The organism is Flavobacterium cerinum (assembly GCF_024496085.1).
Lineage (GTDB): Bacteria > Bacteroidota > Bacteroidia > Flavobacteriales > Flavobacteriaceae > Flavobacterium > Flavobacterium cerinum_A.
This window is the reverse complement of sequence record NZ_CP101751.1, coordinates 2,956,805-2,973,971: the sequence shown is the minus strand read 5'-3', so window position 1 is coordinate 2,973,971 and position 17,167 is coordinate 2,956,805. Positions and strand designations below refer to the sequence as shown.

The window sequence follows — 17,167 nt, the reverse complement described above, 5'->3', positions numbered from 1 at the left end:
ATTTTATAAAGATTTGATTGTATTGGTTATAGTTCCGATCTTGTCAACAGTTGCTTCAACTATATCTCCGTCCCACATCCATTCCTGTGGTGTTCTTCCGGCACCTACACCGGCCGGTGTTCCGGTTGCAATAATATCACCCGGTTCCAATGTGAAAACGATACTTAAATCTTCGATCAGTTCGTTGATGTTAAACAACATAAATTTGGTATTCGAGTTTTGTTTTTCAACACCGTTTAATTTAAGAGAAAGATCAAGATTATACGGATCCGGAATTTCATCTTTTGTAACCAAAACAGGGCCCATAGGAGCAAAAGTATCTTGTCCTTTTGAAACGATCCATTGTCCGGAACGACGACAATCCCGCGCGCTGATATCGTTAATTACCGTATAACCGAAAACATAATCCAATGCTTCTTCTTTCGGAACATATTTTCCTTTTTTTCCGATGATAACAGCTAATTCCACTTCCCAGTCCAATTGTTGCGTCAATTTCGGATTATGAATAATATAATCATCTGTTCCGATTACGGCAGTAGGCGGTTTTGAGAAGATAACCGGTTGTTGCGGCAATTCATTGGAAGTATCCAGTGTACGCGCACTTTCGGCAACGTGTTCGGTATAATTAAGTCCGATTCCGATAATGTTTTTACGAGGTTTCGGGATCGGTGCCAGAAACGTAACATTGGATAGCGGATAATAACAGTTGCTTTTTTCTTCTGCTGTAAGGCTGTCCAGAATGTGTTGGATTCGGTCAACTTCTTCCAGTCCGGCGTCAATAAGATCCAGCATTGTTTCCGGAAGGGTTATATTTTTAATTTTAGCCACATCTTCAAGGTCAACCATATGATTGTCCTTTACAACACCTAAACGGGGAGTGGTATGATTAATTCTGTAGGTAGCAAGTTTCATTATTGTATTAATTTATTTTTTGGTAACCGTTGTTTTCTAAATATGCTTTTTCCTGATACAATCCCAATGATTTGATTACTGGTAAATCATTAAATGAAAATAAGCAGGCGTCTTCCGTTTCGGAAAGATTAACATGTTCGTGATACACCCAAGACGGAACACAGAAAATATCCCGTTCTTTCCAATCGTAGCGTTTGCCACCGATTACGGAGTAACCATGACCTTTAGCACATTGATATACTATAGATCCGGTATGTTTATGGGCTTTGGTGTGTTCGCCGGCACGTAATAACTGCATGGAAGCGCCCATAGTTTGCATTACAGGACCGCCGGTAAGCGGATTGGTATAATCCATGATGATGCCGTCATAAGGGGAACCTTCATTTACTTTTGCTGCTTCCAGTAAAGCCGGGTAAACGGATTTCCAGGAATATTTAAAAAGCGGAGAATAGGGTTTATCCCAAACTTTATCCGCCGGAATTAAACCGGCTCCTCCATAAGTTAGCGGAGAATAATTAAGTGGTGCTTCTAACGGCTGTTTACCGTCAAATACAGCATAATCGTTGGCTTCAAGAGCATTGACTAACGGAATATCCAGTCCGTCCTGCCAGATACAGGTTTTTCCGTTTTCTTCTACTCCGTGTTCGTGCCAGGTTGAGTTAGGTGTAATAACAAAATCGTTAACCTCAAGCATGATTTTATTACCGTCGACTACAGTATAACCACCGGAACCTTCCATGATAAAACGAAGGGCTGAAGCTTTATGACGATGGGCTGAAGTGCTTTCTCCGGGACGTGTTACCTGAATACCGGTATACAACCATCCTACAGCAGCACTAACGTCTTTTCGTTTGTCATTTACAAGATAAACAACACGACGTCCGGCTTGTTCAGGCGTTACCAGCTCAGACGATTTTAAAACCAGTTCACGCAAATTTTCATATTTCCAAAGCATCGGAACGGATGAAGTTCGCGGTTCCCAGGGTTCAATATCGTTGGCAACGGTCCACAAAGCTCCGGCACCAAGTGTTTCCAGTTCTTTATAATAGGCTTCGAGTTCCGGTGTGTCTTTTACACGGGCTCTTCCGATTACATCATCATTAAATGGTTCTTTCATGATTATTTTGCGTTAAACTCTTCGTGTGAATTAATAAAAGTAATTTTTCGGGTCGGAGCGATGTTGACTCTAAGATCAAAAATGTCAAATCGATTGTAATGCCCTAATATATCGTGCATTTGTTTAGGTTGAATGCATTTGGATAAGTCGATTTCTGCGTAAGAGATTCCTTCATCATCAATGATCGGTTCGCCGATTACAGCACCATTCGGACCGATAAAACCGGAAAAAGCGGAGTTCTTACGGGTTAAAAGTGTTTCAGCATCCGGAACATCTTCTTTTAAAATATCCATGATTTCCTGCGAAATCGTAGAACAGGACACAATAGTGAATAGTTTTCCTTCAAAAGAGTGCGCTGCTGCCCGTATTTTAATAGCCTCTGCCATATTATAATCGGGTGGTGCGACCGGTAATGAAATATAATTGGCAATATGAATCAGTTCTCCTTGTGATAATAAAGTGAAACGAGCCAGTGTATTGGTGTTTTCGCCACACGCCAAAGTTCCGATCGGACCTACTTTTGTCGGGTATACTTTTAATGAAGAACCGTCACCGGAAGTCCAGGTCAGTTTTTCGGCCCAGGTAGGAACCAATTTTCGGTGTTTTCCGATCAATTGTCCGGTATTGTCTATAATAAGATTAGTGTTGTAAATTTCACCGTAACTTGTGCCGCGTTCGTTAATACCGATTACGACATGTATATTGTTTTCGCGAGCGGCCTGTTCGATTCGTTTTATTTCCGGATCATCGGCAGCAACAGCATTTTTATAAAGTCTTTCGTACCATTTGCTTCCTTGAACCGGCGTCATGATCCAGTTCCAATACGGATATCCGGCAATAAATACTTCGGGGAAAGCGATTAGTTCGGCTCCGTTGGCGGCGGCTTCTTTGATAATATTGATTGTCTTATCGACCGTTTTTTCTACATTCAGAAAAACCGGTGCCGTTTGGACAGTTGCCGCTTTGAATTTTGAGAATTCCATTTTGTTTATCAGGTTAAACACTACGGCTACAAGGTAACCAGCAGGTATTGGTTTATTTTGTGTTTCATTGTATCGTCAAAAGCTTCGGCCTTGATACTATCGCGGTCGGGATTAAAAGCCACATTTACAAGAGTTACTTCTCCTTCGAGACAGGTATTTTCGTTTTCATCTTCAAAACGGAAACCGCAAAGCAGGGAAGCACCGCCTATATTTTTTACCCATAATTTTTTGGTTAGTATTTCACCAAGTCGGGCGGCTTTTTTAAATTGTACTTTTAGGTCAACTGTAGGAATGCCGTTGGTTTCATGCATTTTGAAAAAAGGACGTTCTAAAGCTTCTTCAAACCAGTCTTCTACAAGGCAGTTTAGCATTTCAAGAAAACGGGGATAAAAAACAATACCGGCATAATCAACATGCTGGAAACGTACTTTTTCAGTTTTTATAAAGATTTGGTTCATTTTTTATATAAGATTAAAAACTTTCGGCTTTGGCTTTTTTCCAGAAAAATAAAAAGGGTGCAGGAACAGTATTTTCGTTCAATAAACAGCCTTTTTCGATCTCAGGATACATTTCATAATAGGTTTCTATTTTGGTACCGCTTACCCGGGCACTGATTACGGTACGATCTACATCGTCCGGATGTTCGATTCCGGCTGAAGCCATTAACTCCATGGCGCTTTTTACGGTTTCATGTTGAAAACGGGCTACGCGTACACTTTTTTCTTCCGGAACAAGTCCTTTTACAAGTTTCGGATCCTGAGTGGCAACTCCGGTCGGACACGTGTTGGCATGACATTCCAATGCCTGAATACAACCAAGAGCGAACATCATTCCGCGTGCCGAATTACAGACATCGGCACCGATTGAAAGGCATTTTATTATATCAAAACCGGTTACAACTTTACCGCTGGCAATAATTTTGATTTCATTTTTGATAGCAAAACCATTTAAACAGTCATACACAAAAGCTAATGCTTCGCGCAACGGCATACCAACGTGATCGGAATATTCCTGAGGAGCTGCTCCGGTTCCGCCTTCGCCACCGTCGACTGTTATAAAATCAAAATAGGTTTTAGTTTCGACCATCGCTTTACAGATTGCAATAAATTCCGATTTATTACCGATACAGATTTTCATCCCGATTGGTTTTCCGCCGGAACCTTTTCGAAGTGTTTTAATGAAATCCATTAATTCTAAAGGAGTGCTGAAAGCAGAATGTCTTGGCGGTGAAATAATATCCTGTCCTTTCTGAACTAAACGAATTGCAGCAATTTCATCGGTCACTTTTTGTTTCGGTAAAATTCCGCCGTGACCGGGTTTAGCGCCCTGAGAGAATTTGATTTCAATCATTTTGACATTGTCCAGCGTGGCTCTTTTGGTGAATTCTTCGTATGAAAACCGACCGTTATTGTCGCGACAGCTAAAATATCCGGTTCCGATATTCCATACAATATCACCGCCGTTTTGAAGATGGTAAGGAGAAAGGCCTCCTTCGCCGGTATTATGGTAAAATCCGCCTTGTTTGGCACCGGAGTTTAATGCCAGAATTGCGTTTTTGCTTAATGAGCCGTAGCTCATCGCACTAATGTTAAACAAGCTGGCCATATGTGGCTTTTCGCATTGAGAAGATCCGATTTTGATTTTTGGATCGGAATCAACTTCAGAAAAAGGAATGGCTTTAATACTGTGATTGATCCATTTATAGCCGGGTTCGTATACATTTAACTGTGTTCCGAAAGGCATGGAATCGGTTTCTTTTTTACTGCGTTGGTAGACTAAACTACGCTGTAAACGGTTAAAAGGTTTACCATCGGTATCTGTTTCAATAAAATACTGACGCATTTCAGGTCCGATTGACTCTAAAAGATACCGCATACGACCTAATAATGGAAAATTTCGCTTTATGGTTTGTTTGGATTGATACATATCGTGCAATCCCATTAAAACCAACGGGATAAAAATCAGTAGTAAAAAACTGAATTTCCAATTGACATAAATTAGTATAGCCGTAATGGATAAAACGGTTATGCTAAAAACCACAAATGCTTTTCTCATAATATTACTGTTTTAGTTTATAACGTTGTATTTTTCCGGTTTCGGTTTTGGGTAAACTTTCCATAAAACGAACTTCTCTCGGATATTTATACGGTGCGGCAACTTCTTTAAACCAATTTTGAATGGATTTTCCAAAATCAGGGCCGGCTTTAGTTTTGTCTTTTAAAACAATATAAGAACAGACAAGCATGCCGCGTTCTTCATCCGGAAGTCCGACAACAGCACATTCTGCAATTTCCGGGTGTGTGAGCAATACATTTTCTACTTCAATTGCGGCAATATTATACCCGGAGGAAATAATCATATCGTCTCCGCGGGCGACAAACCAGAAATAACCTTCTTCATCTTTTCTAAAAATATCACCGGTCAGATTCCACCCGTTTTGAACGTACTCTTTTTGTTTGTCGATTCGATTTAAATAGCGACAACCGGTAATTCCTCTGACAGCAAGTCTTCCGGGTTCATTGATTCCTAGTTCGTTTCCTTTTTTGTCCACAATTTTGGCTTCATAACCGTGAATCGGTAAACCTGTTGCGCCTTTTTTCATATTTGTTTCGTTAGACGAAATGAAAATATGAAGCATTTCTGTAGCACCAATACCGTCAATGATCTTGAGCCCGGTAGCATTGTACCAGTCTTCCCAGACCTTTAAAGGTAATGTTTCTCCGGCAGATATACACTTTCGTAACGAAGAAATGTCGTAATCTTTAACTTTTGTGGTCAGAATACGCCAGGCCGTCGGTGCGGTAAAGCATACTGTTATTTTGTGTTCCTGAATAGCTTGTAGTAGTAATTCAGGTGTTGGTTTTTCAATTAAAAAAGTAGCAGCTCCGTAATAAAACGGAAACAATACCAGTCCGCCTAAACCAAAAGTAAAGCCTAATGGCGGGCTTCCGGTAAAAAGATCTTCCGGTTTGGGTTGCAATGAATATTTAGGAAAAGCTTCGCAGATTAATAGCACATCCCGGTGAAAATGAGCTGTCATTTTAGGTTTTCCGGTTGTGCCGGAAGTAAAACCGATCAGGGATACCGAATCGGATCGGGTAGGATAGTTGTCAAACGTTTTGGATTTTCCGGATATCGCTAGTTCAAGTTCCTGTTCACTTTGTTCGGAACCATCAAAATAAATCACTTTTTTAAGATCCGGTTCTTGTACCAGTTCCATTTCGTCTTTTAAACGATAATCGCAGAAAACATGACTAATCCGGGCGCTTTCGACCATAACGGATAGTTCTTTTTCGCGTAACAAAGGCATTGTAGCAACAACAATTCCGCCGGCTTTTAGTATGGCAAACCAACAAGCAACAAACATGGGATTATTTGCAGAGCGAATTAAAACCCGGTTTCCGCTTACAAATCCGGTATCGGCAATAAGAAAATTGGCAATCTGATTCGCTTTATCATATAAATCCTGGTAGGTCCAGATAGCGTCGAATGTACGGATTGCGATATGATGGCCGCGTCCTTCTTTAATATGAAGATCCAATAGTTGTTCGACACAATTCAGGTCTTCAGGAAAGTCAAAGTCCGGATGATTAAAATGATATTCCGGTTGCCATTTTGTTGCCGGAAGATTTTCATGTGCGAAATTATCGAGATAATGGTTCATTCTGGGGTAGTTAAACGTTGGTAGTGTTGCGTTAGTTTTTTTTATGACTTTCCGGTTTTAATAGCTTTTTCATTCCTTCAACGGCTTTGCGTTCGGAGCCTTTTAGCGGATAAAGGTGGGATATACCGGCTTGATACGGTTGCGGAATGTCGTCTGTTTTAAATTGTTCGTAAGCCTGTGCGTTTCGTACAAAATTCGGATCCAGTAATAAAGGACGACCTAAAGCCACTAAATCAGCGCGACCGTTTAAAAGGATTGTGTTGATTTGATCAATATCTTGAATATAACCCGTTGTAATTGTTGGTATTGCTACAGTGTTGCGAATCGTATCTGAAAAAGGAGTTTGCCACATTCGGCCGATTAATGGCTGTTGTGTACTAACCGTATTTCCGGTAGAAACATTAATGATGTCAGCACCGGCATTTTTAAAAGCGCGGGAAATCAAAATGCAATCTTCTTCTGTGATTCCGTTTTCGGCCCAGTCGGATGCCGAAATGCGTACCGATATCGGTTTTTCGATCGGAAAAGCATTGCGTATAGCTGTAAACACTAATAATGGGAATTTTAAACGATTTTCAATGCTTCCGCCAAAACTATCCTGTCTTTTATTAGTTAATGGTGATAAAAAGGAAGCCAATAAGAAACCGTGATGCGCTTGTAATTCGATCATGTCAAAACCGGCTTTATCAGCATTTCGGGCTGCTTGGGCAAATTCATTGATCAGTTGTTCCATATCCTGCAAATCAATTGCTTTTGGTGTTGCGGCTTTTTCATTAAAAGGAATCGCAGAAGCAGCAATTAAATCCCATGGATTTTCAATCGGTTCATGATTACCTTCCCACGGTTTTTTTACGGCGCCTTTCCGTCCGGAATGGCCTAGTTGAATTCCGATTTTAGAGGCGGTATTCTGATGGATAAAATCAGTAATTCTTTTCCAGTTAACTATTTGTTCTTCAGTATATATTCCGGGACAACCTAAAGTGATACGTCCGGTTTCGGAAATAGCAGTCATTTCGGTTAAAATCAAGCCGACACCACCTGTAGCACGTGCTCCGTAATGCATAAAATGCCAGTCGGAAACCAATCCGTTTTCAGCGGAATATTGGCCCATCGGACTCATTACGATTCGGTTTTTCAGCGTCATTTCCCGCAGTTGAAAAGGCGTAAATGCAGCCGGAGTTTCCGGTAGGTTTTTATTGCGAATATTAAAATCGGTCAATACTTTTTGTGTAAAAGAGGTATCCCGAAGTGCCATGTTTTCAAAAGTTACTTTTTTAGAACGGGTCATAACACCGAATGCAAATTGCATAAAATCATGTTGCATGTGTCGGTCCATATGTTCAAACCAATCCAGAGAAACATTAGCGGCGTGCTGAATCATTTCGACCCGGTTACGACGTACTTTCTCATATTGATCAAATGCAGATTTTGTATCATTCGGATGTTTGCTAACTGCTTCTGATAATGCGATAGCGCATTCCATTGCCAGTTTTGTTCCGGAACCGATAGAGTAGTGTGCGGTTGCTTTGGCATCGCCCAATAAAACAATATTGTCTTTATGCCAGTTGGCATTTGTAATGGCAGGAAACTGACGCCAGTGCGAACGGTTTGAAATCAGAGTATGGCCGTCTAATTCATCTTTAAATATTGCTTCCAGTTTTTGAATGGTATCGGCTTCATCCGTTTCTTGAAAACCGGCTTTTTGCCAGGTTGCATCCGAACATTCAAAAATCCAGGTACTGCGACCGGCTTCATATTGATAGGTGTGTGCGACAAAGGTTCCGTATGGTGTAGATCGGAAAAAATAAGTAAATGCATCCAGAGGTCTTGTTGAACCCATCCAGACAAAACGGTTGTTTTTCAATACTTTTTCAGTGCCGAAATCGGAAGTCATCTGATCGCGGAAAACACTGTTAATTCCATCCGATACAACTATTACATCGCTATCCTGAAATTGATTAAGATCAGTAATATTGGTTTCAAAATGGAGGTTTACACCTTCTTCGCGACAGCGTTGCTGTAATAATTCCAATAATGTTTTTCGGGAACAACCGCAAAATCCGTTTCCGGTAATACGTACGACATCTCCATCGCGGGCAACATCAAGATCGTCCCAATAAGCAAAACGACTGCGGATTAATTCATATGATTTAGGATCCTTAGTAAGGAATTCACTTAATGTTTCATCAGAAAAAACGACACCAAAACCGAAACTGTCATCTGCTTTGTTGCGTTCGTATAAATCAATCTGACAATCGGGTAGTGCCTTTTTGGTTAAAATAGAAAAATATAAACCGCCGGGCCCGCCACCTATAACTGTAATCTTCATTTTTTAAGCTCTTTTAATGGAGAAAATCTCTCCTAATTTTGAATAATTTGATCCGGCCAGACGCGCAACGGGTTTATAAGTCTCCATGTTGATACGGTAGTTGTCGGATAATATGGTTTCATCAATATGAAACATAACAACTCGCCCGATAACAATTGTTGCGCCGCCGTGTTTGTGATCTTCAAGGGAATAATGATGTACAACTTTACATTCCATGGCAACCGGACTTTCCAATACACGCGGTGCTTTTACAATTAAGCAAGGTGCCTGAGTTAGTTCTGCCAGTTCGAATTCATTTTGATCCGGAGGTAAACTGGCGGAAGTCAGATTCATTTTTTCAACCAGATCTTCTGTAACCAGGTTGACTACAAATTCACCGGTTTCCAATACATTATTTAAGGTATCTTTATTGGAATCGTTTGGACGTACTGTGGAAAACATAACATGAGGCGGATCTTCTCCAACTGCATTAAAAAAAGAAAACGGAGCCAGATTTATATTGCCTTCTTTGCTTATCGAGGAAATCCATCCGATAGGACGGGGAATAACAGTCCCGGTCAGTAGTTTGTAAACTGCCGATTGGTCTAATATAGACGGGTCAAAATGCATAGTGTTGTTTGTTTTATCGCAAATTAAACCTTTTTTTTTGTAATTGATATTTTTAAAAAGATAAAAATAGACACTATGTATTTATATTCTTTATTCTTTGAGGATTGTGTATTTTTAAAGGAAAAAGTATAACAAAGTTAGTATGCTTTGTTATAACTTTTTAAGTTGACGCCACTTGGTTAACGGGTAATAGATGCCTTCTTCGTCCATAACAAAGATTTCGTTGGTTTTTGCTTTAATCTTAACGAATCCGATAGCGGTACAAGTGCCTAAACGTTCCGGATAGAGTCGGCGTACCTCGATATAATAAAACGGATCTGCTTTAGTTGGTTTTTGCGTCATCCAGGTTAACAACGTATGGAATCCGCCATTTCCGCTTATTTGTCCGCGAACTTCTTTTAAAGACCAGATCAAGTCATGTATATGCAGGTCTTCTTTTGGTAATGACGCTATGATTTTTTGATAGAAAGCTTCTCGATTTTCCGGTGTCAGATAATCAGTGTTTTGGAATAGCAATTTAGCGGTTTTGTCATCGACATAATCAGCATCTATATAGATAAAAGCGCTATCATTCGGATGCAGACGGATAATAGTGGTATAGAAAAGCTTTTCGGTTTCAATAGCAGCCTCGATTGAGTCAAAGGAAGTTGTTTTAGTGCTGTCGACTGTTTTTAAAGATTGATCATTTGATTTTTTTATGTGTTGTTGACAGGATAGCAATAAAAACGGAATCAGGAATAAAGATTTTAAGAAAGAATTCATATTGAGATAGTTGTGGGCTGAAATTTTAAAACAGGATATTTATTGATTTAAATTCAAATATATATCTTTAAATATGTGTTAAATGTAAATTTTTCTTTAAAAAAATAAATAATCATTAGGTGTATATTTGCTAAAATAATATATTTATGCAAAATAATTATACATGGAGATTTTAGCCTGTCCGAAATGCAAAAACAACGCAATTGTTAAAAGTGGTGTTATTAATCAAAAACAGAGGTACTTATGTAAAAAATGCAATTATTATTTTACCGTTAACAAATTGGGTAAAAAGATCGATGATTACTATGTTACCAAAGCATTACAGCTCTATCTGGAAGGGTTGAGTTATCGCGAAATAGAGCGTATTTTGGGGGTTTCCCACGTTACGGTAGGCAATTGGGTAAAAGAATTTAGAGTTAAACGGTTAAATCAGGGAGACTATCATCCGACATATAAGATTTTTAGTCATTTGGAGCTGATTGAATACCTGAAAAACAAAGAACAATTGTCGGGAGCAGGAATGATTATTACCGAGTTGGGCGATAAGTTTATGCTGATAAAATGGGAGCGTTTTAAAGATTAGCTATAGTGCTTTACAAAAATATATATACAAAAATTTTTGTTCCGTTTCAATTTTAGAATTTGGTGAAGCAAAATAAACAAAAAACAACCAAATTACTGTACATTATGAAACGAATCTTTTTACTGGCCGGATTGCTGTTTTTATCAGCGGAAGGCTATTCCCAGGGTTCGACGGATTATGGTTCGGGATTAAAAGTAAATTTCAACGAAGACGGCTCAAAATACATGCGTTTTATAGCCTGGAATCAAATCTGGTTTCGCTCTTCTGAAATGAATCCCGGAACGATGATAGCCGATGAACCGGCCACCAATAATACGGATATTGGTAACCGTCGTTTACGAATGCTGGCTTATGCCCAAATCTCCAAAAGGTATATGATTGTAACCCATTTTGGAATTAACAATCAAACGTTTACCAGTCCGGCGGGATCGACAAAAAAGCCGGGAATGTTCTTTCACGATGCCTGGAATGAATATGCTGTCGTTTTACCGGAAGCGGATAAAAAATTCAGCCTGTCGATTGGAGGAGGATTGCATTACTACATGGGATTATCCCGAATGACAATGGCATCGACCTTAAACTTTTTAACTATTGATGCTCCTATTTTTAACTGGCCGTTAATTGACAATGCCGATCAGTTTGCAAGACAAGTCGGGATTTTTGCTAAAGGAAAATACGGGAAGTTAGAATATCGTATGAGTATTAATAAACCTTTTGCGACTAATTCAACGCCTGTTGATGTGACCAATGCGGATAATGCTGTAGCAGTAGATAACAGCGGTAATACCCGATGGTCGAAAGCCGGATATTTTGAATATCAATTCTTAGAACAGGAATCAAATTTACTACCGTATAAAGTAGGTTCTTATCTGGGTACTAAAAAAGTCTTTAATCTGGGCGCCGGATTTTATACCGCTCCGGAAGCTACCCGAACGTCGGTTAACGGTATTGTCGAAAAACACGATATGAAGCTATTTGCTGCCGATGCCTTCCTTGATATGCCATTGGGCGTAAAAGAAAAGAAAATGGCACTTACGGCTTATTCCGTACTTTATAATTATGATTTTGGTCCCAACTACCTTCGAAATATAGGAATCATGAATGTCGGTGTCGCTGATCCCGGATTTACAGGCGACAGAGCACTGGCAGGAGCCGGTAATACCCAACCGATGATCGGTACCGGAACAATATGGTATACACAGGCCGGTTTTTTATTGCCTTGTAAAGCAGAAAAACCAACCGTCCGAATTCAACCGTTTGGAGCGTATACCTATAAAAAATTTGAAGCACTTGAAAAATCCAGTTCCCAGTTTGACATCGGTGCCAACTTTTTTCTTGACGGACACCATGCAAAAATCACTACACAATATTCAACACGACCGGTCTATATCGCTAAAGATAACGTCGATGGGATGAAAGGGGATTTTCTGGTACAGTTGCAAATCTATTTATAAACCAACACTGCTAAAACATTTATGAGTAATAAAGGAACAAAAGGAATCTGGAGCGTAATTACCGCTTCATCTGTAGGAACACTAATCGAATGGTATGACTTCTATATTTTCGGAAGTTTGGCCGTTGTGATTTCCACTAAATTCTTCCCGGCCGATAATCCCACAGCGGCTTTTTTATCAACCCTGGCAACTTTTGCAGCCGGATTTGTAGTTCGCCCGTTCGGAGCCTTGTTTTTCGGACGTTTAGGTGATATCATCGGAAGAAAATATACATTTATGGTAACCTTACTTTTAATGGGAGGAGCTACCTTTTTAATCGGATGTATTCCGAGTTATGAAACGATTGGCTTTTTGGCGCCGCTATTAGTACTTGTTCTTCGATTATTACAAGGATTAGCTTTAGGCGGTGAATATGGCGGTGCGGCCACTTATGTTGCCGAACACGCGCCGGTCGGACAAAGAGGATATTGGACTTCGTGGATACAAACCACCGCAACTGCCGGACTATTTGTATCTTTAATGGTCATCTTGTTGACAAAAACAACTTTATCGGATGCTGCATTCGACGAATGGGGATGGCGAGTACCGTTTTGGGTATCGATATTGATGGTATTGGTTTCGTATCTGATCCGTAAAAACATGCACGAATCACCGGTATTTGCCAAAGCGAAAGCAGAAGGAAAAACCAGTACGAATCCGTTAAAAGAAAGTTTCGGAAACCGATATAATCTGAAGTTTGTGTTACTGGCATTATTTGGTGCGGCAATGGGTCAGGGTGTTGTTTGGTATACCGGACAGTTTTATGCAATGAACTTCCTGAAAACGGTTATGAATGTCGACTCGACTCAGGTTGATACCTTATTGGGAATCGCATTATTAGTCGGAACACCGTTTTTCGTTGTGTTTGGTTGGCTAAGTGATAAAGTAGGACGAAAAAGTATTATGATGACAGGGATGTTGCTGGCTATATTTTTATACCGTCCGATTTATAAGACGATGTATGAAACCACCGATGTCAGTCTGAAAACGGAGATAGTGGAAAAAACAAAAGTGTTGGCTATCACTAAAGAAAATACACATCAAACAATTGATTCGGTTTATACAACAACAAAAGAATTTACAGACGGGACAAAATGGGAGCAAATTAAAACCGTACATCTGGAAGACGGTAAGCCGATTTTAGTAGAAGGCAAAGCGAAAACCGATACGAAAACAACGGTGCATATCAATAGTTCCGACCGATGGATGCTGATCTTCCTGGTTTTTATTCAGGTGATCTTTGTGACGATGGTTTACGGTCCGATTGCAGCCTTTTTGGTGGAAATGTTCCCGGTTAAGATTCGCTATACTTCGATGTCATTACCGTACCATGTCGGAAACGGAATTTTCGGAGGACTATTGCCGGCTATTTCAACCTACCTGGTTACAGTGGCTAAAGATAACGGAAACCCGACCTTTTATCTGGAAGGATTATGGTATCCGATTATCATTGCGGCGATCAGCTTTGTGATAGGAATATTTTATATTAACGGAAAAAATCAAAATACTAACGAATAACAAGGATATTTATGGACAAAATAAAAAGAATTCTCGGAATTGTTTGGCTATTATTAGCATTGGCTGCTGCCTATTTTTGTATCTTTATATTCGGCTTGCCAAAGTTTACAACGGGAAAACAGGACGATCTCGTTTTTGGAATCATTATCCTGTTTATACTGACCCCTTTGATTGTTTTGGGTCTCGGAACTTTTGGTTATTATGCCCTGATTGGAGAATACGATACTGAAAAATAACCTTATAACTACCTGGTTACTAATGGGAATCCGGTTTCTTTCGGGGAGCCGGAACCTTTAGTTTGAGATTGCAATGAAAAAACGACACGAACAGAAATTAATCATCTTATCCTTAACGCTTTTACTGGCTTTTAATTTGCCGTTGGTATTGCTGTTTGATAAAGCAGATGCTGTCTTAGGAATGCCGGTTATCTATTTTTACTTTTTTTCCGTATGGATATTTTCAATATTGGTTTCATTATTAGTTGTTAAGCGCTATTATGAATAGTTTAAGTTTACTGATCATATTATTGCTTTATCTGAGCATTTTGTTTTTTGTGGCCCATTGGGCTGAAAAAAAAGCAAACAGCAAGTGGACTAATAATCCGTATGTCTATACTTTTTCACTCGCAGTATACTGTTCGGCGTGGACGTATTACGGAAGTATAGGAGTAGCGGCACATTCAGGGTTAAGTTATCTGACCGTTTACCTCGGTCCGGTAATTGTGATTCCGGCCTGGATGGTGATTCTAAGAAAGATTATTCGGATTTCCAGAGTCAATAAAATTTCCAGTCTGGCCGATTTTATTTCCCTACGCTACGGAAACAGTCGTTTTCTCGGCGCATTGGTTACGGTTATCAGTGTAATCGGAATTATACCGTATATCGCACTGCAACTCAAAGCAATTGCCGAAACATTTACTATCGTAACACAAACATCATTAAGCTCAAATGTTTTTAATGATACAACAACATATGTCGCCATTGCATTGGCCCTTTTTGCTTCCTATTATGGTACCCGTTATGTAGATGCCTCCGAAAAAAGAAAAGGAATTGTAACAGCCGTTGCTATGGAATCGGTTTTAAAATTGTTTTTCTTTATACTTGTTGGTGTCTATGTAACCTATTTTGTATTTGACGGTTTTGATGATATTTATAGCAAAGCCAGTCTGATCAACGGATTCCGTGAAAAAAACACGATAGGTGGTGTTCCGCAAGCTTTAAATTGGTTTTTCTTATGTTTGTTATCGTTGTTTGCGATGTTTTTGCTACCGCGTCAGTTTCAGATGGCTGTAGTCGAAAATAACCGAGAAAGTCATATCAAAACTGCTATCTGGCTATTTCCGCTGTATTTATTATTGTTTAATGTTTTTGTATATCCGATTGCCTGGGGCGGAAATATCCTTTTCCCGGATAATACTGGTAATGCAGATACCTATTCGCTTTTAATTCCGCAATATTTTGACAATACTACTATAACCGTTCTGGTCTTTCTGGGTGGTTTTTCCGCTTCGATATCGATGATTGTAGTGGCTTCCATTGGTCTGTCAATAATGCTGAGTAACAACCTGTTGATTCCGTATGGTTTTCTGGGAACATTACAAAGCGAAGCACAGGATGTAAACAGTAAACGAATTGTGAATATTCGTAAAGTGTGTATCTTTTTATTGATCATTGTAGCTTATCTGATTTATCGTTTTTATGTATTGGATTACAATCTGTTTTCAATCGGACTCGTTTCTTTTGTGATTATGGCGCAATTGGCACCGGCTTTTTTCGGTGCGCTGTTGTGGCGTCGCGGATCTCGATTGGGAGCAATCTCAGGAATGATTGTCGGCTTTCTGATTTGTATTTACACATTATTGATTCCGTATGCTATGGGAATCAGTAACAGTACGGATAGTTTTATAGCAGAAGGACCTTTCGCAATTACGCTTTTAAAGCCGTTTCAGCTTTTCGGACTGGATTATCTGACACCGATTCCGCATGCGCTTTTCTGGAGTTTGTTATTTAATACCATGATTTATTTGTCGGTTTCCGTAAGCTTTAAAGGAAATTACCGCGAACGGAATTATGCCGAAATGTTTATTGATATCTATAAATACAGTACGCTACACGAAAATGCTTTTGTATGGAAAGGAACTGCGTATACGCGTGATATTGAAAAAGTATTAAAGCGTTTTTTAGGAGAAGAACGAACTAAAAGAGCGCTTACTATTTTTAATTTGAAGTATAATGTTGATAAAAATCAGGAACAGGCGGATGCCCGACTAGTGAAATTTGCTGAAAATCTACTTACAGGACATATCGGGACAGCTTCGGCCAGAATCCTAATTTCCAGTGTGGTAAAAGAGGAAAAAGTATCCCTTCAGGAAGTACTGCATATTCTGGAAGAATCCAGAGAAAATATTATCATTAATAAAAAGCTGACGGAAACCTCAAATGAACTCAAACAGATTACGGCGCAATTACAAGATGCTAATGATCAATTGGTTTTAAAAGATGCTCAGAAAGATGAATTTCTCGATACGGTTACACATGAATTACGCACACCGATTACCGCAATCAAAGCATCCAGCGAGATTTTATATGAAGATGATGATATTCCGGAGGATTTACGCAAACAATTTTTAAAGAATATTATATCCGAATCGGATCGTTTAAATAGGTTGATCAATAAGATTTTAGACCTGGAAAAATTTGAAACCGGAAAACAGCAGATCCAACTGGTAAAAAATAGTCTTGATCATACAATAGTAACAGCATTGGAACCGTTACAACAACTGATACGAAATAAAAATATTGCCGTTCATTTTTTAACTGAAACAACAGCTGAAGCCTGGTATGACGAAGAACGGATTATTCAGGTGGTAACGAATCTGGTTTCGAATGCAGTTAAATTTTGTCCGGAAAAAAACGGTCAGATTGCGATAACGATAACCGATACCGGAAATGAAATCCAAACTAGTGTAAAAGATAACGGAAAAGGTATCGCACCTGAAGATCTGGATGCGATTTTTGATAAATTTTATCAGTCAACCAACCAAAATATTAAAAAACCGGTGGGTAGCGGATTGGGATTAGCGATCTGTAAACAGATTATCGAACATCATAAAGGGAAAATATGGGCGGAAAATAATGATAACGGAGCCGTTTTCTATTTTACATTGCCCAAACATAATACTACAGAAAATGAATAAA

15 protein-coding genes are annotated in these 17,167 nt (G+C 39.4%); 6 read left to right on the top strand and 9 right to left on the bottom strand.

Annotated features, from left to right (window positions below; genetic code table 11):
* Window positions 1-3: 3 nt before the first annotated feature.
* From NOX80_RS13320 to NOX80_RS13280, 9 genes are all read right to left on the bottom strand, one after another.
* Window positions 4-912, bottom strand: coding sequence for a fumarylacetoacetate hydrolase family protein (locus NOX80_RS13320; RefSeq protein WP_256550289.1), 909 nt, complete (start codon window positions 910-912; stop codon window positions 4-6).
* A 7-nt stretch (window positions 913-919) separates the two neighbouring features.
* The gene (locus NOX80_RS13315) at window positions 920-2,029 is read right to left on the bottom strand and encodes a cupin domain-containing protein (RefSeq protein WP_256550288.1); all 1,110 of its coding nucleotides are present in this window, start codon (window positions 2,027-2,029) and stop codon (window positions 920-922) included.
* A gap of 2 nt (window positions 2,030-2,031) precedes the next feature.
* Window positions 2,032-3,012 (bottom strand): carbon-nitrogen hydrolase family protein, encoded by a 981-nt coding sequence (locus tag NOX80_RS13310; protein ID WP_256550287.1) that lies wholly within the window; start codon window positions 3,010-3,012, stop codon window positions 2,032-2,034.
* Between the two features lie 26 nt (window positions 3,013-3,038).
* Window positions 3,039-3,470 (bottom strand): acyl-CoA thioesterase, encoded by a 432-nt coding sequence (locus tag NOX80_RS13305; RefSeq protein WP_256550286.1) that lies wholly within the window; start codon window positions 3,468-3,470, stop codon window positions 3,039-3,041.
* Window positions 3,471-3,483: 13 nt separating this feature from the next.
* Window positions 3,484-5,067 carry an FMN-binding glutamate synthase family protein gene (locus NOX80_RS13300; RefSeq protein ID WP_256550285.1) on the bottom strand — a complete coding sequence of 528 codons (1,584 nt, stop codon included), beginning with the start codon at window positions 5,065-5,067 and terminating at the stop codon, window positions 3,484-3,486.
* 4 nt (window positions 5,068-5,071) lie between these two features.
* A complete protein-coding gene (locus tag NOX80_RS13295) occupies window positions 5,072-6,676 on the bottom strand; it encodes an AMP-binding protein (protein WP_256550284.1) in 1,605 nt (534 codons plus the stop codon).
* Between the two features lie 31 nt (window positions 6,677-6,707).
* On the bottom strand, window positions 6,708-9,005 hold the full coding sequence (locus NOX80_RS13290) for an oxidoreductase (protein WP_256550283.1): 2,298 nt from the start codon (window positions 9,003-9,005) through the stop codon (window positions 6,708-6,710).
* A 3-nt stretch (window positions 9,006-9,008) separates the two neighbouring features.
* Window positions 9,009-9,614: a flavin reductase family protein gene (locus NOX80_RS13285; protein ID WP_256550282.1), complete on the bottom strand. Its 606-nt coding sequence runs from the start codon at window positions 9,612-9,614 to the stop codon at window positions 9,009-9,011.
* 150 nt (window positions 9,615-9,764) lie between these two features.
* Entirely contained in the window at window positions 9,765-10,376 is a 612-nt protein-coding gene (locus NOX80_RS13280; protein WP_256550281.1) for a hypothetical protein, read from the bottom strand.
* 163 nt (window positions 10,377-10,539) lie between these two features.
* Between NOX80_RS13280 and NOX80_RS13275 the strand changes: the two genes are divergently transcribed.
* From NOX80_RS13275 to NOX80_RS13250, 6 genes are all read left to right on the top strand, one after another.
* Complete coding sequence (locus NOX80_RS13275) at window positions 10,540-10,959, top strand: IS1/IS1595 family N-terminal zinc-binding domain-containing protein (RefSeq protein ID WP_256550280.1); 420 nt, start codon at window positions 10,540-10,542, stop codon at window positions 10,957-10,959.
* Window positions 10,960-11,063: 104 nt separating this feature from the next.
* Window positions 11,064-12,413 (top strand): porin, encoded by a 1,350-nt coding sequence (locus tag NOX80_RS13270; protein ID WP_256550279.1) that lies wholly within the window; start codon window positions 11,064-11,066, stop codon window positions 12,411-12,413.
* 21 nt (window positions 12,414-12,434) lie between these two features.
* On the top strand, window positions 12,435-13,970 hold the full coding sequence (locus tag NOX80_RS13265) for an MFS transporter (RefSeq protein ID WP_256550278.1): 1,536 nt from the start codon (window positions 12,435-12,437) through the stop codon (window positions 13,968-13,970).
* A gap of 11 nt (window positions 13,971-13,981) precedes the next feature.
* Window positions 13,982-14,206: a DUF6814 family protein gene (locus tag NOX80_RS13260; protein WP_256550277.1), complete on the top strand. Its 225-nt coding sequence runs from the start codon at window positions 13,982-13,984 to the stop codon at window positions 14,204-14,206.
* 73 nt (window positions 14,207-14,279) lie between these two features.
* Complete coding sequence (locus tag NOX80_RS13255) at window positions 14,280-14,474, top strand: hypothetical protein (protein ID WP_256550276.1); 195 nt, start codon at window positions 14,280-14,282, stop codon at window positions 14,472-14,474.
* Window positions 14,467-17,166, top strand: coding sequence for an ATP-binding protein (locus NOX80_RS13250; protein WP_256550275.1), 2,700 nt, complete (start codon window positions 14,467-14,469; stop codon window positions 17,164-17,166). The genes NOX80_RS13255 and NOX80_RS13250 overlap by 8 nt, the downstream gene beginning before the upstream one ends.
* Window position 17,167 lies beyond the last annotated feature (1 nt).